Raw genomic sequence first — 23,878 nt, forward strand, 5'->3', positions numbered from 1 at the left:
CAGAAGACCGGAGGCAGGTTCCCGATGGCCGACGTCCAGAGCCGGTTCCGGCTCACCCACGACGACTTCGTCATGCGGAACCACCGGCTGCACGAGGTGTCGGTGCTTCCCGGCGTCGTCTTCTTCGACCTCGTCTACCGCACCGCCGTCGCGGCGGGCTGGGACCACCGCCGGCTCTGCCTGCGGGACACCGTGCTCGCCGAGGCGATCGTCACCACCGACGGCTTCGACCGCGAGGTGGTGCTCTCCATCGGGGAACCGCAGGACGCCGGGCGTCCGTTCACCGTCCGCAGCCGCTGGCTTCGCGGTGACGACCCGGTGTCCGGCTGGCACGACAACGCGCACGGGCTGATCTGCGTCACCGACGAGCCGGTCCCGCCGCCGCTCGACCTGGCCGGGCTGCGGGCCGCCGCCGACCGGCACGAGGACGTGGACGTGCTCTACCGGCGGGCGGTACGGGAGCACATCCGCCACGGCCCGGCGATGCGCTGCCACGGCACCCTCCACATCGGCGGCGGCGCACTCTTGGCCGACCTGACCCGCGAGCAGCATCCGGGGGCCACAGCCGCCGGGTTCCACCTGCACCCGGCCTCGCTGGACGCCTCGACGCTGGCCGGGTTCGGGCAGGTCGAGATGCCCACCGACGACCCGTTCGTGCCGATGTTCGTCAAGGAGTTCCGGGCACCCGAGCCGCTGCCGCCGGTGTGTCACGTCCACGTCCCGCGCCCGGAACGGCTCGCGCCGTCCGGCGACGTGATCACCACCGACTACACGATCCGTGACGCGGACGGCCGGTTCCTGGCCGGGTTCACGGGTCTCACCTGCAAGCGCATCCGCGAATCCGGCCTGGTGCGCCGGCTGCTCGCCGACGTGTCGCCCGACGCCGCACCGGTCCGGTCCGGGCCGGCGGCGACGGCGCCCGGACAGCCGGCGGTGTCCTCGCCGGGTGCCACGAACGGATTCACCGACACGCTGCGCGCCGCCGTCGCGGACATGCTCGGCCGGCCGGCCGCCGAGGTGCCGACCGGCACCGGGTTCTACGACCTCGGCTTCGACTCGGTCGCGCTGCTCCGGCTCACCGAGCGGGTCGAGCACCTCGTGGGCCGCAAGCTCTATCCGACGCTGCTGTTCGAGCACACCACAATCGACGCGCTCGCCGCGCACCTGTCCACCGGGCCCGCCCCGGCCGTACCGCAGTCGTCGGACGCGCCGGTGGCCGACGCGGCTCCGGCCGCCCCCGATTGCGCGGTGCTGGCCTTCGTCGACGCGTGGGTGCTCGCGGACCCGGCGCCGCCGAGCACCGGTACCCCGGAGGCACTGGTCGTGGGCGGCACGCTGCCCGCCGGGCTCACCGCCACCCACGTGGACTCCGTCGACCGGCTCGGCGACGCCGGTGAGCTGCCGCCCGCCGTCGTCCTGCTGACCGACGACCCGGCCGCCGACCTGTGGCGCGCCGCCACCGCACTCGTCGACGCCGGACCGCGCGACCTGCTCGTCGTGCACACCGGCGAACCCACCGCCGAGCAGGCGGCTACCGCGGCGCTGGCCCGTACCGTGACGGCCGAGATCCCCGGGCTGCGCTGCCGGTACGTCCAGGTCGACGACGCCCGCGACCTCGCCACCGCGGTACGCGCGGAACTGCGGTCGGCCGGCACCGAGCCGGAGGTCCGTCACGTCGGCGGGCGGCGTCTCGTGCGGCGCTGGCGCGAGGTGGAGCCGGCGGCCGGGGCCACGGGCGGGGAGCCGTTCCGCGACGGCGGCGTCTACCTGATCACCGGAGGGTCCGGCGGTCTCGCCGCCGTCCTCGCGACTCACCTCGCGCGGCGGCATCGGGCCCGGATCGCCCTGCTGTCGCGCACCGCGCCCGCGGCGGCGCTCGCCGACCGGTGCCGCGCGGCGGGCGCCGAGGTGCACGTCGCCATCGCCGACGTCACCGACGCCGCCGCCGTGGACGCGGCGGTGGCGGGGGTACGGGAACGGTTCGGCCGGATCGACGGGGTCCTGCACTGCGCCGGCGTCACCCGGGACGGGCTGTTCTTCCGCGGCGATCCGGGCGACCCCGCCGCCGTCGCCGCCCCCAAGCTCGACGGCCTGCGCCACGTCGACGCCGCCACCGCCGGTGACGCGCTCGACTTCCTGGTCGCCTTCTCCTCCGCGTCGGCCGACGTGGCGAACCCCGGCCAGGCCGCCTACGCGTACGCCAACGCGGGCCTGCGGCACGTCGAGCGGCGCGGCCGTGGCCGGACCGTCGTCATCGGCTGGCCGTACTGGGCGCAGGGCGGCATGCGCGCGCCCGCCGACGCCCTGCGCCGCTCGACCGAACGCACCGGCCAGGAGCCGATGCCCACCGACACCGCGCTCGGCGTCCTGCGCGACGTGCTGCGCGGCCCGTACGACGCGGTCCTGGTCCTGCACGGGCAGCCGGACCGGCTGCGGGAACTCGTGCCGTCCGCCGGCTCGGCTGCGAGCACCGGAGCCGTCGCCCCGAGCCCGGCCCTCGGAGCCGACTTCGTCTCGCGCCCGGCCGCCGGTGCTGCCGCCGTCCCGCGCCGGGCCGACGGCGGACCGGCCGCAGGTGAGCAGGCCGTGAGCGGACCGGCCCCGGGCGGGCCGGACGACGACGCGGTAGCGGTGGTCGGCGTGGCCGGGCGTTACCCCGGCGCGGACGACCTGGACGCGTTCTGGCGCAACCTGGCCGGCGGCGTCGACGCGATCACCGAGGTGCCGCCCGGCCGCTGGGACCACGCGGCGCTGTTCGACCCGGAGAAGGGCACCCCAGGACGCACCTACGGCCGGTGGGGCGGGTTCCTCGACGGAGTCGACCGCTTCGCGCCGACCTTCTTCGGCGTGTCCCGGCGCGACGCCGAGCGGATGGACCCCCAGGAACGGCTGTTCCTGACCACCTGCTGGCACGCCCTGGAGAACGCGGGACATCCGCCGGAGACCCTGCGCGGCGAGGTCGTCGGCGTCTACGCGGGCGTCATGTGGAACCACTACCAGCTCGTCGGCGGGGCCACCGACGGCGTCGCGCCGACCGCGATGCACTGCGCGATCCCCAACCGCGTCTCGCACACCTTCGACCTGACCGGGCCGAGCCTGGCCGTCGACACCGCCTGCTCGTCGTCGCTGATCGCCGTGCACCTCGCGGTCGAGAGCATCCGGCGGGGCGAGTGCACGCTCGCCCTGGCCGGCGGCGTGAACGTGACGGTGCACCCGCAGAAGTACCTCCAGCTCGCGCAGGGGCAGTGGTTGTCCACCGACGGCCGGTGCCGGGCGTTCGGCGCCGACGGCACCGGCTACGTACCCGGCGAGGGGGTCGGCGCGGTGCTGCTCAAACCGCTGTCGCGCGCGCTCGCCGACGGCGACCACGTGTACGGCGTCATCCGCGCGACCTCGGTGAACCACACCGGACGTACCGCCGGGGCGACGGTCCCGAGCCCCGGCTCCCAGGCCGCGCTCGTCCGCGCCGCCCTGAAGTCGGCCGGCTGGACCCCCGCCACCGTCGGCTACGTCGAGGCCCACGGCACCGGCACCGCGCTCGGCGACCCGATCGAGGTCGAGGGCCTGCGGCAGGCGTTCGACGGTGTGGACCTGCCGGCCGGGGCGTGCGCGATCGGCTCGGTCAAGTCGAACATCGGGCACCTGGAGGGCGCCGCCGGAATAGCCGGCCTGACGAAGGTGCTGCTGCAACTGCGGCACCGCGCGCTTGTGCCGTCGCTGCACGCCGAGGAACTCAACCCGCACATCGACTTCGCCGCCGTGCCGCTGCGGGTCCAGCGCAGGCTGGAACCGTGGACCCCGCCGCCCGGCGTCCCGCGGCGGGCCGGCGTCAGCGCGTTCGGCGCCGGGGGCACCAACGCCCACGTGCTGGTCGAGGAGTTCGCCCCCGCCGCCGCGCCCGCGCCGGACGGGCCGGCGCTCGTGGTGCTCTCCGCGCCGACCGCCGAGACGCTGCGGGCGTACGCGGGCGCGATGGCGGCCGGCCTGCCGGTGGCGACCGGCCCGACGACGGCGGTGGCCGACCTCCTCGGCGTACCCGAGGAGGCGCTGGAACCCTCGGCGACCCTCGGCGACCTCGGGCTCGACCCGGCGCGGCTGGCGGACCTGGTCGGAGTGGAGGCGATCGGCCGGCTGACCGTGGCCACGCGCCTCGACGAACTCGCCGCGGACCGCGCGGTGCGTGACATCGCCTACACGACGCAGGTGGGACGGGCGGCGCAGCCGGTCCGCATCGCCGTCGTGACGTCGGGCACCGAGGCGCTGCGCAGCGCGCTGGAACGCTTCGCCCGGGACGGGGACACCGGGGACGTGGTGACCACCGGCGCGCCCGTCACCGGCGATCCGGTGGCGGCGTTCCGGGCCGGCGACCTGCACGAGGTGGCCCGGCACTGGGTCGGCGGCGGCGCGGTCGACTGGTCCGCCTGTTACCCGGACGGGCATCCCCGCCGCATACCGTTGCCGGCCTGCCCGTTGCCGGAGGAGCCGTGCTGGCTCGGCGGCTGGGACGCCGCCCGCGCCGGAATCGGCGGCGCCGACCGCGCCGGGACCGGCGGCGGTGACACCGTCGCGTCGCCTGCGGGCCCGATGGCGGACGCCGACGGCGACGTGGTCGCTCCGGACGGTCCGGAACTGGAGTTCCGCGTCCTGGACCAGGGCGTCGCGCTGGTGTCGATGCGCGCGCCGATGTTCACCGACGGACTCCTCACGGCGCTGGCGGACACGTTCGCGGAGATCGAGCGGCGCGACGACGTACGCGCGGTCGTGATCACCGGCCACGGCTCGGTCTTCAGCATGGGCGGCACGCCGGAGGCCCTGCGGTCGCTGGCCGAGGGCGAGGGCACGTTCACCGACGCCGCGCTCGTGTACGAGGGCATCCTGCGCTGCACCCGGCCGGTCGTCACCGCCGCGGCCGGGCACGCCTCCGGCGGGGGACTGGCGTTCGCCTGTTACGGCGACGTGGTCGTCCTCGGCGACACGTCGGTCTACAGCGCGAACTTCACCCGCTACGGCTTCACCCCGGGCATGGGTGCCACGTACATCCTGGAGCAACGCCTCGGCCCCGCCCTGGCCGCGGAGATGATGCTGACCGGACGGTCGATGACCGGCGCCGAGCTGAGCCGGCGCGGCGCCGGCGTGACCGTGCTGCCGCCGCACGAGGTCGTACCGGCCGCGCTGGACCTGGCCCGGTCCATGGCGGACAAGCCGCCGGCGGTGATCCGGTCGCTCAAGAACGAACTCGCCGGCCGGATCCTCGATCGGCTGCCCGACGTCATCGCCAGCGAGGTCCGCATGCACGGCAACGTCCTCGGCGCGGAGTCCGCCGCCCTGGTGCGGGAGCACTTCACCAAGGTCGACGGGTTCCGTGGCCGGGCGACGCCCGTGGCGCAGCCCGAGCCCGGCCCCGACGACGGCGCGGTGGCCGACGCCGTGACCGAGATCGTGGGCGGCCTGCTGTACCTGCGCCCGGACGAGGTGCTGCCGTCGCGTACCTTCGCCGACCTGGGACTGGACTCCATCGGCGCCGTCGAGCTGGTGCGGGACCTCAACCGGCGGTTCGGCACCGACCTGGACTCGGCCGCCGTGTACGACCACCCCACCGTGCCGGACCTCGCCCGCGCGGTGCTGCGCGACCTGGCCGAGTCCGCCGCACTGCGTGCCCAGGCCACCACGCCCCCGGCACCGTCCGGCGTGGACCGACCGGTTGCGGCCGAGGCGCCTGCGTCCGCCGAGGCCGCCGGGCCGGCCGTCACCTCGCCGGGGGCCGCGGGCCCGCCGCCACTGGTCCTGACCGCGCCCGCCGCCGCGCCCGCGCCCGCCGCCGCGCCCGCCGCCGCGCCCGCCGCCGCGCCCGCCGCGGCGCCGGGCCCGCCGCCGCTGACGTTCGCCGTCCGCCCACCGTCGGCGTCGCCGCCCGACCCGGAGCCGAGACCGGCACCGGCCGCGACCGTGACGCCGGCACCGGCGGCGGAGGTGCCGCCGGCTGCGGACCCGGCCACCGCGATCGCGGTGATCGGAATGGCCGGACGGTTCCCGGGCGCCCCCGACCTCGACACGTTCTGGGACAACCTCGCCGCCGGCCGGTCCGCCATCCGGGAGGTCCCGCCCGAGCGCTGGGATCTGACGGGACTCTACGACCCGGACCCGGCCGCGCCCGGTCGTACCCGCAGCCGGTGGGCCGCGCTGCTGGACGACGTGGACGCGTTCGACGTCGGGCTGTTCCGCATCTCGCCGCTCGAGGCCGAGGCGATGGACCCGCAGCAGCGGGTCTTCCTGGAACAGGCGTGGGCGGCGCTGGAGGACGCCGGGTACGCCGGGCGGCCGATGCGGTGCGGCGTCTTCGTCGGCTGCGGCGCGGGCGACTATCCCCGGCTGCTGGAGCGGCACGGCCGCGGCGACACCAGCGAGGCGTTCCTCGGCGGGGCCAGCTCGATCCTGCCGGCCCGGATCGCGTACCTGCTCGACCTGACCGGCCCCACGATGGCGATCGACACCGCGTGCTCGTCGTCGTTGACGGCGGTGCACCTGGCCTGCGAGAGCCTGCGCTCGGGTGACTGCGACACGGCGCTGGCCGGTGGCGTCGCCGTGATGTGCACACCGCAGATGCAGGTCTGGACCAGCCAGACCGGGATGCTGTCGCCGACCGGCCGGTGCCTGCCGTTCGACGCCGCCGCCGACGGCATCGTGCTCGGCGAGGGCGTCGGCGTGGTCGTCCTCAAGCGGCTGGACCGGGCGCTCGCCGACGGCGACCACGTACACGGCGTCATCCTGGCCGGCGGCGTGAACGGCGACGGCCGCACCAACGGCATCACCGCGCCGAGCGCGGTCTCCCAGGTCCGTCTGCTGCGTGAGGTGCACGCCCGGGCGGGCGTCGAGGCCGGGTACGTCGAGACGCACGGCACCGGCACCGCGCTCGGCGACCCGATCGAGGTCAAGGCGCTGGCCCAGGTCGTCGGCCCGCACTGCCGGATCGGCTCGGTCAAGGCGAACATCGGTCACACCACGATGGCCGCCGGCGTGGCCGGCCTGATCAAGGTGCTGCTCAGCCTGCGGCACCGGCAGTTGCCACCGACCCCGCACGCCACCGAGCCGATCCCCGGGCTGCCGGTGGTGCGGGAACTCACCGGCTGGCACGCCGACCGGCTGGTGGCCGGCGTCAGTTCGTTCGGCTTCAGCGGCACCAACTGCCATCTCGTGGTCGCCGAGGCGCCGGCCCCGACGGCGGGCACCGGCACCGGGCCGGTGGTGGTGCCGGTCTCGGCCCGGACCGCGTCCGCGCTGCGGGACCTGACGGACCGGCTGGCCGAGCGCCTGCGTACCGAACCGGTCGACGTCCACGACGTCGCCGCCACTCTCACGCACGGCCGCGCGCACCTGGCGGTCCGGGCCGCGTTCGTCGCCGCCGACACCGCCGACCTGGTGCGGCAGCTGGCCGGTGGACCGCCCGCGCCCGACGCGCCGGCCGACCTGGTCGCGCTCGCCGAGCGCTGGGTGGCCGGCGCGGACGTGGACTGGACGGCGATGCCGGCCGGGCGTCGCATCCCGCTGCCCACGTACCCCTTCGCCCGCGACCGTTTCTGGACCGGCCGCGACCGGCGGGAGACGGCCCTCACCCCGGCCGACCCCCTGGTGGCCGACCACACGCTGCACGGCGTCCCGGTGCTGCCCGGCGCGGCGTTCCTGCGCCACGCCACCGCCGGTGGGACCGCCCGCGCCGCCGACGTGACCTGGCTGCGGCCCGTCGTGGTCAGCGAGCCGGTGACGGCTGTCGTCACCCGGGACGACCGGATCACCCTTACTGTCGGCGGTGCGCCGTACGCCGTCGCCACCCGCCGCGCCGCCGACCCGGCGCCGCCGGAGCGGGTGGACCTGGCATCGGTCGAGGCCCGCTGTCCCGTCCGCCGTCCGGTCGACGACCTGTACGCGGGGTTCGCCCGGGCCGGTCTGCGCTACGGGCCGTCCTTCCGGGTGCTGACGGAGCTGCGGCTGGGCGCCGGTGAGGCGCTCGGCACGCTCACCGCCGGACCCGACGGCGACGTCCAGTTGCTCGACGGGGCGTTGCAGGCGGTCGCCGGGCTGGTCGATCCCGCGGACCGGATGCTCGTCCCGTTCGCCGTCGAGTCCGTCTTCGTCGCGGACCGGCTGCCGGCGACCGCCCGCGTCCACGTGGTGCGCCGCGACGGCGGACGGTTCGACGTGGTGCTCACCGACCCGACCGGTGACGTCAGGGCCCGGCTCGGCGGTGTGACGCTGCGCCCCTACGACGCGCCCGGCACCCCGTCCGCCGCCGAGAGCCGGCCGGTCGTGGCCGCGCCGCCGGCCGCCGGGGAGCCGGGCCTGCTGTACGTGCCGACCTGGCGGCCGGTCGACGCACCCCCCGGCGAACCGCCTGCCGGACGGGTCCTCGCCGTGCACACCCCCGCCGACGCCGCGCTGGCCGCCGCCCTCGGCGCCGGCGACCGACTGCCGCTCGGCGAGCTGCCCACCGGCCGCTACGACACGGTGTACGTGCTCGCCCGCACGGCCGATCCGGCCGCCCCGCCGCACGAGGACACCGCGACGCTCGACGCGTTCCGCCTGCTGCGCCGCCTGCTCGACCTGGGCGCGGACCGGGGACCGCTGACGCTCACCTTCGTGGTGTCCGGGGTGGCGGGCCTGCCCGGCGAGCCGGTCCACCCGCACGCCGCCGGGCTGGCCGGGCTGGCCAGCGCGATCGCCGCCGAGTACCCGCAGTGGCGGGTCACCTGCGTCGACGCCGGCCCCGGCGACGCCACCTCGGCGGAGGCGATCCGCCGTGCGGGCGGCACCGACCGGTTCGTCGCGCTGCGCGGTGACCGCCGCCTGGTCCGCCGCCTGGAGCCGGTGACCGGACCGGCGGGCGAGGCGCCGCTGCGCGACGGCGGTGTCTACCTCGTCGTCGGCGGCACCGGTGGCATCGGGTTCGAGGTCAGCCGTCACCTCGCCCGGACCCGGCGTGCCCGGCTGGTGTGGCTGGGCCGCTCGCCGGAGGACGGGCGCGTCCGGTCCCTGGTCGCGCAGATCGAGGCGCTGGGCGGGCAGGCCGTCTACCTGCGCGCCGACGTCACCGACGCCGTCGCGGTCGGTCGCGCGGTGGCCGAGGCGCGACAGCGGTTCGGCCCCGTAGACGGCGCGTTCCACGCCGCGCTCGTGCTCCGTGACCGCGCCCTGTCCGCGATGGACGAGGCGGCGTTCACCGAGGTGCTGCGGCCGAAGGTCGCCGGTGTCGGCGTGCTCGCCGACGCGCTGGCCGGTGAGCCGCTGGACTTCTTCGCGCTGTTCTCCTCGGCGCTGTCGTTCGCCCCGGCCCCGGGGCAGGCCAACTACGCCGCCGCGAGCACGTACGAGGACGCGTACGGGCTGGCACTGCACCGCCGCGGACAACCGGTACGCGTGGTCAACTGGGGCTGGTGGGGCAGCGTCGGCGTGGTCGCCGACCCCGGACACGCGGCCCGGTTCGCGGCGCTGGGCATCGGCTCGATCGAGCCGGCCGAGGGCGTCGCGGCGCTGGAACGGATCCTCGCCGGCCCGCACCCCCAGGTGGCAGTGCTCAAGGGCACGAGGGACGGGCTCGCCGCGCTCGGCGTCCACCCGTCCCCGCCCGCCGACGAGTCCGTCACCACCGCCCCACCCGCGACGGTCGGCACCGACCCGTCGCTGGACCGGTCCAGCGCGGCCTTCCGTACCCTCGACGGGCTGGCCCGCGACCTGCTGCGCGACCGGCTCCGGGACCGTCCCGGGCCGGCCTCCGGGCCGCTGGCGGCCGCCGTCGCCGCCGCCGTGGCCGGGCCGCCGGCCGGCCCGTCCACCGCCGACGTGCTCACCCGGCACCCCGACCTCGCCCCGCACGTCGCGTTGCTGGCCCGGTGCGTCGACGCCCTGCCCGGCGTCCTGGACGGCCGGACCGCACCGACCGAGGTGCTCTTCCCCGGCGGCAGCACCGATCTGGTCGCCGCCGTCTACCAGGGGCAGCGGGCCGCGGACTTCTACCACCGCCTGGTGGCGGCGCAGGCCGCCGCCGCGCTCGGCCGGACCGGCGGCCGTCCGGGCCGCGTGCTGGAGATCGGCGCCGGCACCGGCGCCGGCTCGGCGTTCGTCCTCGACGCCTGCCCGGGAGTCCGGTACGACTTCACCGACGTCTCGGCCGCGTTCCTCCGCGAGGCCGAGGACCGCTTCGGCGGACGCCATCCGGGCCTGCGGTTCGGCGTCCTCGACATCGAACGGGAACCGGCCGGTCAGGGCTTCGAGGCCGGCTCGTACGACGTCGTGCTCGCCACGAACGTGCTGCACGCCACCGCGGACGTGGTCGGCAGCCTGCGCCACGCCCGGTCCCTGCTGCGCCCCGGCGGTGTGCTGCTGCTCAACGAGGTCACCCGCGCCTCCGACTTCCTCACCGCGACGTTCGGCCTCCTGCCGGGCTGGTGGCGGTTCACCGACGCCCACCGGCGGCTGCCGCACTCCCCGCTGCTGTCACCGGCCGGGTGGCGTGCGGCGTTCGCCGAGGCGGGCCTGACCGGCCGGATCCTCGGCATGCCCGGTGTCCCCGACGACGAGCAGGAGCAGTGCGTGCTCGTGGCGACGGCCGGTGCGCCGCCGGTGGACCGGGTGCCGGCCCGCGCCGCCCGGGACTACGTCCGCGCGGTCTTCGCGGAGGTCCTCAGGTACCGCCCGGACCAGCTCGACGACGACGTCACGTTCGACAACTTCGGCGTCGACTCGCTGGTCAGCCAGCACCTCGTACGCCGGTTCTCGGCCGATCTGGGCGACCTGCCGGCCACTCTGCTGTTCGAGCACCTGACGATCGAGCAGCTTGCCGACCACCTGGCCCGGGACCGGCCGGGTCCGCTCGCCGGCACGCTCGGGATCGCCGCGGTGGACGCCGAGCCGGCACCCGTCCACCCGGCCGCCTCGGTCGCCCCGTCCACCTCGGTCGCCCCCGCCGTGCCGGCTGCCTCGGCCTCCGCCGCCCGGGGCGACGCGGACGCGATAGCTGTCGTCGGCCTGTCCGGCCGCTACCCGGGCGCGCCGGACCTGGAGCGGTTCTGGCAGAACCTGGTCACCGGCACCACAGCGATCACCGAGGTGCCGCCGGAACGGTGGGACTGGCGCGAGCACTTCGACCCGCGCCGCGGCCGGGCCGGGCACACGTACAGCCGGTGGGCCGGGTTCCTCACCGACGTCGACCGGTTCGATCCCGGCTTCTTCGGCATCCTGCCGAAGGACGCGGCCGCGATGGACCCGCAGGAGCGGCTGTTCCTGGAGGCCGTCTGGCTGATGCTGGAGGACGCGGGCGCCCTCGGGGGAGTGCTGCCGCGCGACACCGGCGTCTTCGTCGGCACCATGTACGGCTCGTACGGCAGGATCGCCGCCGCGCAGGGCTGGCCGGAGGGCCGCTACACCGACGGGCACTCGGCGTACTGGTCGATCGCCAACCGGGTGTCGTACACGCTCGACCTGACCGGGCCGAGCTTCGCCGTCGACTCGGCCTGCTCCTCCTCGTTGACGGCGGTCCACCTGGCCTGCGAGAGCCTGCGCCGCGGGGAGTGCTCGGCGGCCGTCGCCGGCGGCGTCAACCTGGTCCTGCACCCAGCCCACCTGATCGCGCTGTCGTCGATGACCATGTTGTCGGCCGACGGCGCGTGCAAGGTGTTCGACGAGCGTGCCGACGGGTTCGTGCCGGGCGAGGGCGTCGGCGCGGTACTGCTCAAACCCCTGTCCGCGGCCCTGCGCGACGGCGACCGGATCTGGGGCGTCATCGAGGGCGGTTTCGTCAACTCCGGCGGCCGGACCGCCGGCTACACGGTGCCCAACCCAACGGCCCAGGCCGACCTGGTGGTCCGGGCGCTCGCCGCGGCCGGCGTGGCACCCGGCGACGTCGGCTATCTGGAGGCGCACGGCACCGGCACGGCCCTCGGCGACCCGATCGAGATCGCCGGCCTCGGCCGGGCGCTCGGCGGTGCGCTGCCGGACGGCCGGCGCATCCCGGTCGGCTCGGTCAAGGCCAACATCGGTCACCTCGAAGGCGCCGCCGGCATCGCCGGCCTGACGAAGGTGCTGCTGCAACTCGCGCACGGAACGATCGCGCCCTGCGCGAACCTGTCCACAGTCAACTCGCGCATCGACCTGTCCGGGTCGTTCCTGCTGCCGACGAGCGCGCAGCCGTGGACCGCGCCCCGGCGGGCCGGGATCAGCTCGTTCGGGGCGGGCGGCGCGAACACGCACCTGGTGGTCCGGGCGCATCCCGCGCCGCCGCCCGCACCCGTCCAGCCGGGGCCGCACGTCGTGGTGCTGTCGGCGCGGACCCCCGAGCAGCTGCGGACGCTCACGGCCGCCGTGGCCGACCTGGTCGAGCGGACGCGCCCGCGCCTCGACCAGCTCGCGTACAGCACCCAGGTCGGGCGGGCGGAGTTCGACCACCGCCTGGCCGTCGTCGTGTCCGACGTCGACGAGCTGGTCCGCCGGCTGCGGTCCGGCGAGGTCACCACCGGCACCGCCGGCACCGATCCGCTGTTCGACGGCGACGGCGGCGCCGAGATCGCCGCCGACCTGCTGCGCCGCGGCCGGCTCGACCAGGCGGCGAAGCTGTGGGTACGCGGTGTCCCGGTCGACTGGGCCGGCCGCTGGCCGGTACGGCCGGGACGGGTGCCGCTGCCGCCGTACCCGTTCGACAGGCAGCGGCTGTGGCTGCCCGAGCCCGCCGGCACCGCACGGCCGCCGGTGCCGCCGTCCGTACCGGAGGGCGACCGGACCGCCGACGGCCGAGACGCCGTGCCGCCGAGCCCGGAGGCGGTGACGCGGGCGAACGCCGTGCCGGAGACCGTCGCGCCGGACGCGGCGGCACCGGAGACCGCCGTGCCCGACGACGATCCGTGTGTGTACCTGCGGCCGCAGTGGCGGGCCGAGCCGCCGCCGGAGGGCGGGCGACCGCCGGCCCGCATCCGGGTGATCGGCGAGGGCCCGACGTTCGGTGGCCGCCACGACCAGGCCGACCCGGACGTGGTCGTGGTGCACCTGCCGGCTCGTGCCGCCGGGCTCGCCGACGAGGTGCGCGAGAGCCTGCACACGGTCCTGCGGACCGCCGCCGAGGTGCTCACCCCCGATCCGGCCGCGCCGTTGCGGATCGTCGTCGGCTGCCCGGACGAGCGGCCCGCCTACACCGCCGTGACGGCGGCGCTGCGCACGCTCGCCCTGGAGCACAGCGGCTTCTCCGGGGCGGTGGTCCGGGGTGGCGTGACCGCCGAGGCGGACCTGTGGCACGTCTCCGGCCCGCCGGAACAGCGGGTGGACGACGTCCGCTGGACCGGCGGCGTCCGTGAGGTCCGCCGGATGGTGCCGTTCCGGCCCGGCCCGGTCCTGCGGCGCACCGGCGGCGTGTACGTCGTGGTCGGCGGCACCGGCGCCGTCGGCCGGCACCTCGCCGTCCACCTCGCCGCGACCCGCGCGCCGTCGGCGGTGGTGCTGGTCGGCCGGACCGCGCCGGCCGACGACGCCTTCGCGTTCGTCCGCGCGGACGTGACCGCCGAGTCCGACGTACGCAGTGCCGTGGCCGAGATCCGCCGCCGCTACGGGCGCATCGACGGGGTGGTCCACGCCGCGGGCGTGCACGACGACGCCCGCGCCCTGACGAAGCCACCCGCCGCCGTCGACGCGGTGCTGGCCCCGAAGGTGTCCGGCCTGCGGCATCTGGTGGACGCGCTCGGCACCGAGCCGCTGGAGTTCCTCGCGCTGTGCTCGTCGATCGCCGGGCGGACCGGCAACCTCGGGCAGGTCGACTACGCCTACGCCAACGCGTTCCTGGACGAGTTCGCTGCCGGCCGGCCCGGCACGGTGTCCGTCTGCTGGCCGCTGTGGGCCGACGGCGGCATGGCCGTCGACGACGCCACCCGCCGGTTGTTCGCGCGACGCTGGGGGAGTGCGCCGCTGCCGACGGCCGAGGCGGTACGGGCGTTCGACCGTGTCGTGTCCGGCACCGAACCGGTGGTCGCGGTGCGGTTCCCGGCGGAGACCGCGCCGGAGTCCTCGGACGTCCCGGCCGGCGGCCCGGAGCCGGGACCGGATCCGGACACGGAACTGCGTGCGCTCGCCGCCGGGTTCCTGCTCGTCGATCCGGACGAGGTCGACCCGGACATCCAACTGCTCGACCTGGGCTTCGACTCCATCTCGCTGACCGAGCTGGTGAACGAGACGAACGAGCGGTTCGGGGTGGACCTGCTGCCGACGGTCCTCTACGAGCACCCGACGCTGGCCGCCTTCGGCGCGTACCTGCGCACCGTACTCCCGGCCCGGCCGGTCCCTGCCACTGTGGACGCCAGGCCCGCGGCGGACCGGCCCGCTGCGGACGCCGCCGAGCCGCCGGCGGACCTGCCGGCCGACGCGGTCGCCGTGGTGGGAATGGCCGGCGTGCTGCCCGGCTCGCCGGACCTCGACGCGTTCTGGCGGCACCTCGCCGCCGGCGACGACCTCGTCCGGGCGGTCCCGGCCGACCGCACCGACCTGCTCGACGACCCCGCCACCACCGGCGTCCGCGCCGGCTTCCTCGACGACGTACGCTCGTTCGACGCCGACCTGTTCGGCATCGCGCCGCGTGAGGCCGCGCTGATGGACCCGCAGCAGCGGCTGTTCCTCCAGACCGCCTGGCAGGCCGTCGCCGACGCGGGATACCGGCCGGCGGACCTCGCCGGCACCGACACCGGGATCTTCGTCGGCGTATCCGCCTGCGACTACGACGACCTGCTCCGCGCGCACGACGTGCCGGTCGAGGCCCACACCGCGAGCGGTCTCGCCGACTGCATCCTGGCCAACCGGGTCTCCTACCTGCTGGATCTGCGCGGACCCAGCGAGGCCGTGGACACCGCCTGCTCCAGCTCGCTCGTCGCCGTGCACCGCGCGGTGCGGGCGCTGCTGGCCGGGGAGTGTGCGACGGCGCTCGCGGGTGGGGTGAACGTGCTGCTGAGCCCCGGCCTGTTCGTGGCGTTCCAGTCCTCGGGCATGCTCAGCGCCGACGGCCGGTGCAAGACGTTCGACGCGTCCGCCGACGGGTACGGCCGCGGTGAGGGCTGCGGTGTGGTGCTGCTCAAGCCGCTGCGCGCGGCGGTCGCCGACGGGGACCAGGTGATCGCCGTCATCCGGGGCAGCGCGGTCAACCACGCCGGCCGCGGGCCGTCGCTGACCGCCCCGAACCCGCAGGCACAGGCCCAGGTGGTCAGCCGGGCGTACCGGGCCGGTGGCGTCGACCCGGCGAGCGTCAGCTACATCGAGGCCCACGGCACCGGCACCCGGCTCGGCGACCCGATCGAGATCGAGGGGCTGAAGAAGGCGTTCGAGGGCGTGGACGCCACGATCGCGGTCGGGGCGGTGAAGACGAACATCGGCCACCTGGAGGCCGCGGCGGGCATAGCCGGGCTGCTCAAGGTGCTGCTGAGCCTGCGGCACGAACGGCTGCCGCGCACGCTGCACCAGCACCGCCGCAACCCGTACCTGCGGCTGGACGGCACCCCGTTCACGGTGCTGGACCACGACGTGCCGTGGACCGGCGAGCGGGTCGCCGGGGTCAGCTCGTTCGGATTCGGCGGCACCAACGCCCACGTGGTCGTGCAGTCGCCGCCGCCGCTGCCGGCGTCCCCGGCGGCGGGCCCCTGGCGCCTGGTGCTGTCCGCGTCCGGTCCCGCGGCCCTGGCAGAGTACCGGCGCCGGGTCGCGGACCGCCTCGCGGAGGGCGCCGACATGGCCCGTGTCGCGTACACCCTCCAGGTGGGACGGGAGGCCCTGGCCCACCGGTTCGCCGCGGTGGTCGCCGACGCCGCCGAGGCGGTGGCGGTGCTGCGCGGCGAGGCGCCGCCCCGCCGTGACCCGGAGACCGAGACCTGGCTGGCCGGCGGGGACGTGGACTGGGCGGCGACCTGGGACCACCGGCCGGCCCGGATCTCCGTGCCCGCCCCGCCGCTGCAGGCCCGGCCGTTCTGGTTCGACGACGGCCCGGCCCGCGCCGCCGCAGCGGCCCGGCCCGCCCCGGCGGAGCCGCCCGCCCCGCGTGTTCCGGCCGAGCCGCCCGCCCCGGTCCGCAGCATCGGTGCCGGCCGGATCGTGCTGCGTGACCCGTCGGCGCTGCGCCGCAACGGCACGGGCCGGCGTACCGCCGCCGACGCGGTGGCGGTGAACGGCGGACGCGCGTCGAACGGCGCGTCGTCGGTGGGCGTGCTCGCCCGGCCGGACGCCCACCCGGCCGGAGCCGGTCCGGCAGCGGCAGCGCCACCGGTCGCTCCCGAGCGACCGGCCGCGCCTGAGCGGCCCGCCGAACCGCACGGCCCCGCCGAACGGCCGGCCGCCGCCGTCGCCGTCCAGGAGGCCGCGGCCGCGGTTCCGGCCGCGCCCGCGGAGGTGGCCGAGGCGGTACGCGACTGCGTGGCGCGGGTGCTCGGCGCCGACCGTACGGAGATCACCGCCGACCGGGCGTTCGCCGACCTCGGCCTCGACTCGATCTTCCGGATGGAGCTGGCCCGGCTGGTGGTGGCCACGTTCGACGTGGAGGTCACCGCCGCCGACCTGTACGAGCACGACACGGTCGAGGCGGTGGCGGCACTCGTGGCCGCCGGCACGCGGGCCCCCCGGCCGGCCACACTCGGCGACGGCGTCGAGGAGCTCGTGACCGGGGTGCTGGAACGTCCCGTCGAGCCCGGCCGGACGTTCGCCGACAGCGGCCTCACCTCGTTCGACATGCTGCGGGTCGTCGGCGCCCTGGAACAGCGTTACGGCGCGCTGCCCAAGACGCTGCTGTTCGACCACCCGACGATGGCCGACCTCACCGCGTTCCTGGCCGGGCGGTCCGCCGGGACCGGCGTGCGGACCGAGCCGGGCACCGGTCCGCAGGTCACCGGCCGGACGATCGAGAGCGGCGCCGAGGTCGACGGTGAGCCCGTCGTCGTCCGTAAGCGGACCCTGCCCGGCCGTCCGGCGCTGCGTGACCTCCTGGCCGACCTGGACCGCCGCCACGCCAAGGAGGGCGGGCTGGCCGGCCGGGACATCGCGCCGTACGCCTTCGTCGACTCGGCGCGGGCCGGCTACGTCAACTTCTCGGTCCGCGGCGACGACGTGTTCGCCTGGAGCTTCGTCGGGCACCACGACCACTTCCACGACCTCGTCGCGGAGTGGATCGCGTGGGCGCGGCGGCACGGCCTGCGCCCGAACTTCCTGTCCCTGGCCCACCTGACCGAGGTCGCCGGGGAACCGGTCACCGCGACCCCGTTCGGGGCGGTGCAACGCCTGACGGACCTGGCCTCGTTCACCGTACGGGGCGGCCGGATGCAGCGGCTGCGCAGCCTCCTGCACCGGTTCGAGCGCGCCGGTGACTGCCGGATCGAGGAGTACCGGGCCGGCGCGTCGCCGGAGACCGACCGGCAGATCGTCGGCCTGATCGACTCCTGGGGCCGCCGCAAGCAGATGGTGAACCCGTACGTCGGCGTGGTCCGGGAGGAGATCGGCGGCGGCACGCTGGACCCCCGGCACCGGGTCTTCCTCACCCGGGTGGACGGCGTCCTCGTCAACGCGGTCATCGTGACCCGGATCCCGTCCGAGCGGGGGTACCTGCTCGATCTGGAGTTCTACGCCGACGAGATGCCCGCCGGCGGGCTGGAGTGGGCGATCGTCCGGATCATCGAGCTGACCGCCGCCGAGGGCTGCACGTCGTTCAGCTTCGGGGCGAGCTTCGGCGTCGCCATCACCGAGTCGCGCAACGCCGACCCGGCGGTGGCGGACGCGTTGGCTGAGCTGCACTCGGTGGGCGTGTTCGGGCCCGGCAACTTCCAGTTCAAGAACAAGTTCCGGCCGGAGAACACGCCGATCTACCTGTGCCAGCCGTCGACCGGTGACCGTACCTCGGTCACCGACATCATCCTGATGATCGCCGATCCGGACCTCGTGGACGGCGCCCCCGCCGACCCCGCACCGCTGTCGGGCGCCGCCGCGCCGCCGCCGCGCGTCGACCAGTCGCCGGAGGACGTCGCGCCGCCGGAGAGCGCGGGACCGCCGCCGGACCCGGCGCTGCGGCCGGGACGTACGGCTCTGCTGGCCGCGCACGGGTACAACGCGCTCGCCCTGCCCACCGAGCTGGTCCCCTTCGACCTGCTCACCGACTCCTGGGCGGAACGGGCGGACGGCTTCGTCGCCGCCCGGACGCGGCTGCTCGCCGAGCGGCCCGCCCCACCGGAGCTCACCGCGCACGACTGGCTGCCCATGCCCGAGGTGGTGCCCACCCGGTCCGGGCGGACGGCCGAGGAACTGCTGTGCCGCTGCCACCCCGGCCCGCGTGGTGTCGTGCTGCACGCCGCGGCCTTCCCGACCTGGCTGTCCACGCTCGCCGACCTCGGCTACGAACCGGTGGCCGTCGGAATCGGCCGGCTCGACCCGGAGACGATCGCGGCGTTCGCGGCGGAGCTGACCCGTCGGCCCACCGGGTCGGTGTCGTTCGTCGTGGTGGAGGCGGCGAACAACGCCGCCGGTGGCGTACCCGTCGCACCCGGCGTCCTCCGGGAGCTGCGCCGCGTCACGGCCGCGCACGGGGTGCCGCTCGTCCTGGACGCCAGCCGCGTGGTCGACAACGCGGTCCAGCTCGCCGGCCCCGGCGGTGATCCCTGGCCGGTGGTGCGGGACCTGCTCGCCGTCGCCGACACGGCGACGCTCAGCCTGTCCAAGGACTTCGGCGTCACGGCGGGCGGGCTGGTCGCCACCCGCGACCCGGAACTGGCGGCGCGGTTGCGCGAGCACGTGGCGCGGCGCGGCTCCGAGGTGGACCGGGCCACCCGGATGACGCTGCGGGCCGCACTGGCGGACCGCGACGGCGTCACGGAACTGGTCCGGCGGCGCGTCGCCGCCGTCGCGGTGCTCCGCGACGGACTGCGGGCGGCCGGCCTGCCGGTCGTGGACGTCGACGGCGCCCACTGCGTCCTGCTCGACCTCGCCCGGATGCCCGGCCTGGCCGGTCGGGAGCATCCCACGATGTCCGGGCTGGCCTGGCTCTACGCCGGTGCCGGAGTCCGCGGCGGGCCGCACCTGGCGGTCGGCGGGCCGCTCGCCGGCACCGTCCGGCTGGCGGTGCCGGTCGGCTTCGGGCCCGGCGACGCCGAGGCGGTGGTGGCCGCCGTCGCCGGCCTCACCGCCGCACCGGGGGAGATGCCCGACCTGGTCACCGGTGGGGTCCGCACGGCGGGGGAGGCGGCCCGGGCGGTCTACCAGCCCGCCGACCGGGTGCCCGACGACGTCCGGCAGGCGCTGCGCGACGAGGCGCCGGCCGACGACAACGGCACCGTGCTGCGGGAACACCAGCCGGCCGTACGCCGGCGGGTGGTGCCGGTGGCCGGCGCCCAGGTGGAGGTCTTCACCGCCGGCGACGGGCCGCCGCTGCTGCTCGCGCACCCGTTCAACATCGGCGCGGGTGTCTTCGCGCGGCAGTTCGAGGCGCTGGCCGGGCGGTACCAGGTGATCAGCGTCCATCACCCCGGCGTCGGGGCGAGCACCGCCTCGGCCGACCTCACCCTCGACGGGATCGCCGCCCTCCAGCTGCGGGTGCTGCGGGAGATCGGGGTCGACGGCCCGGTCCACGTCGCGGGCGCGTCGTTCGGCGGCCTGGTCGCGCTCACGTTCGCCCTGAACCATCCGGGGGACACCGCCTCGCTGATCCTGCTGGGCAGCTCCTACAAGATCGGCAACCGGGTCGGTGAGATCAACCGGCTGGCTGTCGTCGCGGCCCAGGACCTCGACCGCACGATCGAGGGGGCCGGCGCGGACCGGCTACGGCGCGAGCGGGCCGCCGTGGAGGCGCTGCTGCTGCGCTGCGAGAGCATGGACCCCCAGACGGGACTGCGTTACCTGGACGTGTTCGCGGCCCGGCCGGACCTCCGCGACCGGCTCGGCGAGCTGGACCTGCCGGCGCTCGTGGTGCAGGGCCGGCACGACACGGTCATCCCGTCGGAGACGGCGCGGTTGCTGCACCAGGGCATCCGGGGCGCCCGCTACGCGGAGATCGCCGACGCCGGCCACTTCCCGTACCTGACCAGCCCGCAGGAGTGCAACCGGATCCTGACCGACTTCCTGCGCGGCGCCGGAGGGGAGGGGTCGTGACCGTCCTGACTCCCGAGCTGGAACTGCTCGGACCCGACGCGACGACCCGGACGACAGTGGTGCGGCCCGGCATGTGCGGGCCGGGATCGCTGTTCGTCGGCCAGGTCGGCGACTGGACCTGGGACACCGTCAGCGCGCTCTGCGACACCAACGTCTACACCGCCCGCGACGCCGACGGGCTGCCGACCTACCTGGCGTTCCACTACATCCACCTGCGCGGCGGTGCGGACCTGCACGTGCGCGGCATGACCTTCGGCGACGTGCTGCGGGTGGACTCGCGCTCCTTCGCCTCCGGCAGCGAGTCGGTGCTGACGCTGCACGAGATCCGGCGCGGCGACCGGCCCGGACGGGTCGTCGACCCGGACGAGTTCTACGCCCACCCCGACCCGGCATGCCTGTACGCGCAGAACTTCAACCGCTGGGTGGTGCGGGGCCCGTCCGGCGGCAACGGCGACCTGCGCAGCGCGTCCCCACCGGGGTTCCGCCACGGGCACCTGCCCGCGCTGCCCGCGCGGCACTCGCCCCGGCGCGCGTACGCCGAACTGCGCGCCCTCGGCGCCGAGCCCGACCCGTCCGACCCGCTCGACCGGCTGGCGCTGGACTATCCGGTCGATCCGAGCCGCGACCTCAACGGGGTGGGGCTGCTCTACTTCGCGTCCTACTTCTCCATCGTGGACTGGGCGGCGCTGCGGCTGTGGCGGCACCGCGGCGGCACCGACGCCGGCTACCTCCGGCGGATCGTGCTGGACCAGCGGATGAGCTACCTCGGAAACGCCGACGTGGGCGCGGTGCTGCGGGTGCGGGTGTCCCGGCGGCCGGGCGGCGACGTGCCCGGCGCCGACGAGACGGTCCGGGTGGTGCTCGCCGACCGCGACACCGGGCGGCCGCTCGCGGTGGCCCTGGCGCAGACCCGGACGGAGGGAGGGACGTGGGCGTGAGCGACGAAGCGGTCCGGCGGGTGGTCCACGAGGTGATCACCGAGATCCTGCCGGCGGTCCCCGGCGACCGGATCCCCGGCGGCGCGCACCTGCGCGACCTGGGCGCCGACTCGATCGACCGGGTCGAGATCATCATGGCCCTCCGTGAGCGGCTCGGCGTCGACGCGCCGCTCGCCGGCTTCAGTGACCTGCCCGACATCGACCACCTGGTCGCGTACCTCTGCGAGGTGACGGCATGAACGTGGGCATCGAGGCCCTGAACGTGTACTGCGGGGTGACCTCCGTCGCGGTGCCGGTCCTGTTCGAGGGGCGCGGCCTGGACGCGACCCGCCTCGGCAACCTGATGATGACCGCGAAGTCGGTCGCGCTGCCGTTCGAGGATCCGGTCACACACGCGGTGAACGCCGCGAAGCCGATCCTCGACGCGATGGACGAGGCCGACCGCGACCGGATCGAACTGCTGGTGACCTCCAGCGAGTCGGGCCTGGACCTCAGCAAGTCGATCGCCTCGTACGTGCACCGGCACCTCGGGCTGAGCCGCCGCTGCCGGATGCTGGAGGTGAAACAGGCCTGCTACGCCGCGACGGGCGCGCTCCAGCTCGCCTGCGGCTACCTCGCCGCCGGCCTGTCGCCGGGTGCCAAGGCGCTGGTGATCGCGACGGACGTGTCGCTGGTGAACGAGAACGCCTCGTACACCGAGCCGGCGATGGGCACCGGCGCCGCCGCGGTGCTGCTCGGCGACGACCCGCGGGTGCTCGACGTGGACCTCGGGGCGTTCGGGACGCACAGCTACGAGACGTTCGACTCGGCCCGGCCGGGTCCGACGTTCGACGTCGCCGACGCCGACCGCTCGCTGTTCGCCTACCTGGACTGCCTGACGAACGCCTACGCCCACTACGCGGAGAAGGTGGCCGACGTCGACTTCGCCACCACGTTCGCGGGACTGGCCATGCACACGCCGTTCGCCGGCATCGTCCGCGCGGCGCACCGCAAGCTCGCCCGCGAGCACCGGCTGCCCGACGCCGACGTGGACTTCGCCCGCCGGGTCGCGCCCGGTCTGGAATACCCGCGGCTGGTCGGCAACCTCTGCTCCGGCTCGGTCTACCTGGCCCTGGCCAGCCTGATCGACCACCTGCGGCCCGACGAGCCGGTACGGGTGGGCATGTACTCGTACGGCTCGGGCTGCGCCGCCGAGTTCTACAGCGGCCTGGTCGACGCACGGTCCACCGCCGAGGTGGGCCGGATGCGCATCGGCGAGCACCTCGCCGGCCGGTGCGAGCTGACGTTCGACGAGTACAAGCGGATCCTCGCCGACAACGCCGACTGCCTGGTGCCGGTGGCGGACAAGCGGATCGACCCGGGGCGGTACGCCGAGGTGCTGGACCGGGTGACCGGCCCGCGCACCCTGCTCGCCTGCACCGGCGTCCGCGCCTACCACCGCCGCTACGAGTGGATCGGAGCGGGCGCGTGACGCCGGGGCGGGATCTGGCCGCCGCGCTGCTGGCGGCGGGGCCGCTGTTGCGGGTGCTGCCGCCACCGGTACGGGTGCGGTGCGCCGACCCGGCCACCGCGGCCGCGCTGGCCCGGCTGTGCGACCGGCTGGACGTGCCGGCGCCGGTGCCGGTGGCCGGCGCCGCCGACCTCGGCTCGTTCGAGCGGGTGCTGAGCGGCCTGCTGGACCTCGACGCGAACCCGGCTCCGCCGCCGGCGGACGAGGCGCGGGTGGTCGCCGAGGCGCGCGAGCGGGACTTCACCCGCCGGTTCCGGCGCACCGACGTGCGTACCGGCGACGGGGCGGTGCTGCCCACGTACGCGGCCGGGGATCCGCAGCGGCCGCCGGTGCTGATGGTGTCCGCGTGCGGGATGCCGGCCCGGCTCGCCGAGGGCTGGGCCGACCGGCTGTCCCGCGACTTCCACGTGCTCGTGCCCGAGACGCGGGGGCTGTTCGCGGACCTGGACGGTTTCTCCGGCGACACCGGTGTGGTGGCCCAGGCCGGCGACCTCCTCGCGGTGCTGGACCGGTTCGGGCTGCGCCGCGCGCACCTGATCGGTCTGTGCGGCGGCGCGGTGCTCGCGGTGGTCGCGGCGGCGCGGGCCCCGGAGCGGGTGTCGTCGCTGAGCCTCTGGCACGGCGACTTCGACCTGGGCGACGAGAGCCCGAAGACCGACCACCAGCAGAACCTGCAAGCCCTGATGGCGATGGCCGCCCGCAGCCCGCAGCAGGCGGCGGCGGTGCACGCGGTGCTCACCAACACCATGCTCGGCGTCGCCCCGCCCCGGCTGGCGCACCTGGTCACGTACCCGTACGCGACGCCGGAGCTGCTGCGCCGGTACTGCCGGCTCAACGGCGCCATCATGGGCACGGACCTGCGCCCGTACCTCGCCGGGCTGACCACGCGCACGCTCGTCGTCACCAGCGAGGACGACCACACGGCTCATCCCGCCGGGTCGCGGGCGGTGGCCGCCCGGATCGGCGGGTCCGTCCTGCACGTCGCCGGGCACGGCGACCACCTGTCCCTGTTCCACGCCGAGGAGAGCCTCGTCGACCTCGCCGCACGGTTCGTCGCCGGCGAGGTCGCCCTCGGCACACGATCTCCCGCCGAAGCCGGCCGGCGGGTGCCCCCGGTTCCGACGAGAGGTGGAGAGGAGGTGTTCCCATGACCAAGGAGACCGCGGCCAAGAAGCCGCTTCCGGTGCGCAAGCTGGAGTCCATCAAGGCCAGCACCGTCGCCCCGTGCGCGCCCGCGCTGAGCTGAGCCCGCTGAGACGGGGGCGGGGGGCTGGTTACCGGACCCCCGCCCCTGCGCCCAGTC

At 75.9% G+C, this 23,878-nt stretch carries 5 protein-coding genes; all 5 read left to right on the top strand.

Annotation, left to right across the window (positions count from 1 at the left end):
- Positions 1 to 24 precede the first annotated feature (24 nt).
- The 5 genes from GA0070215_RS05410 to GA0070215_RS05430 are packed head-to-tail and all read left to right on the top strand — an operon-like array spanning position 25 to position 23,726.
- Positions 25 to 20,127 carry an SDR family NAD(P)-dependent oxidoreductase gene (locus tag GA0070215_RS05410; RefSeq protein ID WP_091042880.1) on the top strand — a complete coding sequence of 6,701 codons (20,103 nt, stop codon included), beginning with the start codon at positions 25 to 27 and terminating at the stop codon, positions 20,125 to 20,127.
- The gene (locus GA0070215_RS05415) at positions 20,124 to 21,065 is read left to right on the top strand and encodes an LnmK family bifunctional acyltransferase/decarboxylase (RefSeq protein ID WP_091042466.1); all 942 of its coding nucleotides are present in this window, start codon (positions 20,124 to 20,126) and stop codon (positions 21,063 to 21,065) included. The genes GA0070215_RS05410 and GA0070215_RS05415 overlap by 4 nt, the downstream gene beginning before the upstream one ends.
- The gene (locus GA0070215_RS05420; RefSeq protein WP_244166869.1) at positions 21,062 to 21,304 is read left to right on the top strand and encodes an acyl carrier protein; all 243 of its coding nucleotides are present in this window, start codon (positions 21,062 to 21,064) and stop codon (positions 21,302 to 21,304) included. Before GA0070215_RS05415 ends, GA0070215_RS05420 begins: the two co-directional genes overlap by 4 nt.
- Positions 21,301 to 22,536: a hydroxymethylglutaryl-CoA synthase family protein gene (locus tag GA0070215_RS05425; RefSeq protein ID WP_091042472.1), complete on the top strand. Its 1,236-nt coding sequence runs from the start codon at positions 21,301 to 21,303 to the stop codon at positions 22,534 to 22,536. Before GA0070215_RS05420 ends, GA0070215_RS05425 begins: the two co-directional genes overlap by 4 nt.
- Entirely contained in the window at positions 22,533 to 23,726 is a 1,194-nt protein-coding gene (locus GA0070215_RS05430; protein WP_091042476.1) for an alpha/beta fold hydrolase, read from the top strand. The genes GA0070215_RS05425 and GA0070215_RS05430 overlap by 4 nt, the downstream gene beginning before the upstream one ends.
- Positions 23,727 to 23,878: the final 152 nt, after the last annotated feature.

Source organism: Micromonospora marina (assembly GCF_900091565.1).
Lineage (GTDB): Bacteria > Actinomycetota > Actinomycetes > Mycobacteriales > Micromonosporaceae > Micromonospora > Micromonospora marina.

Bases quoted from the DNA above. Each gene is read 5' to 3' on its own strand.
- GA0070215_RS05410 (WP_091042880.1), top strand. From the start codon at position 25: ATGGCCGACGTCCAGAGCCGGTTCCGGCTCACCCACGACGACTTCGTC.
- GA0070215_RS05425 (WP_091042472.1), top strand. From the start codon at position 21,301: ATGAACGTGGGCATCGAGGCCCTGAACGTGTACTGCGGGGTGACCTCC.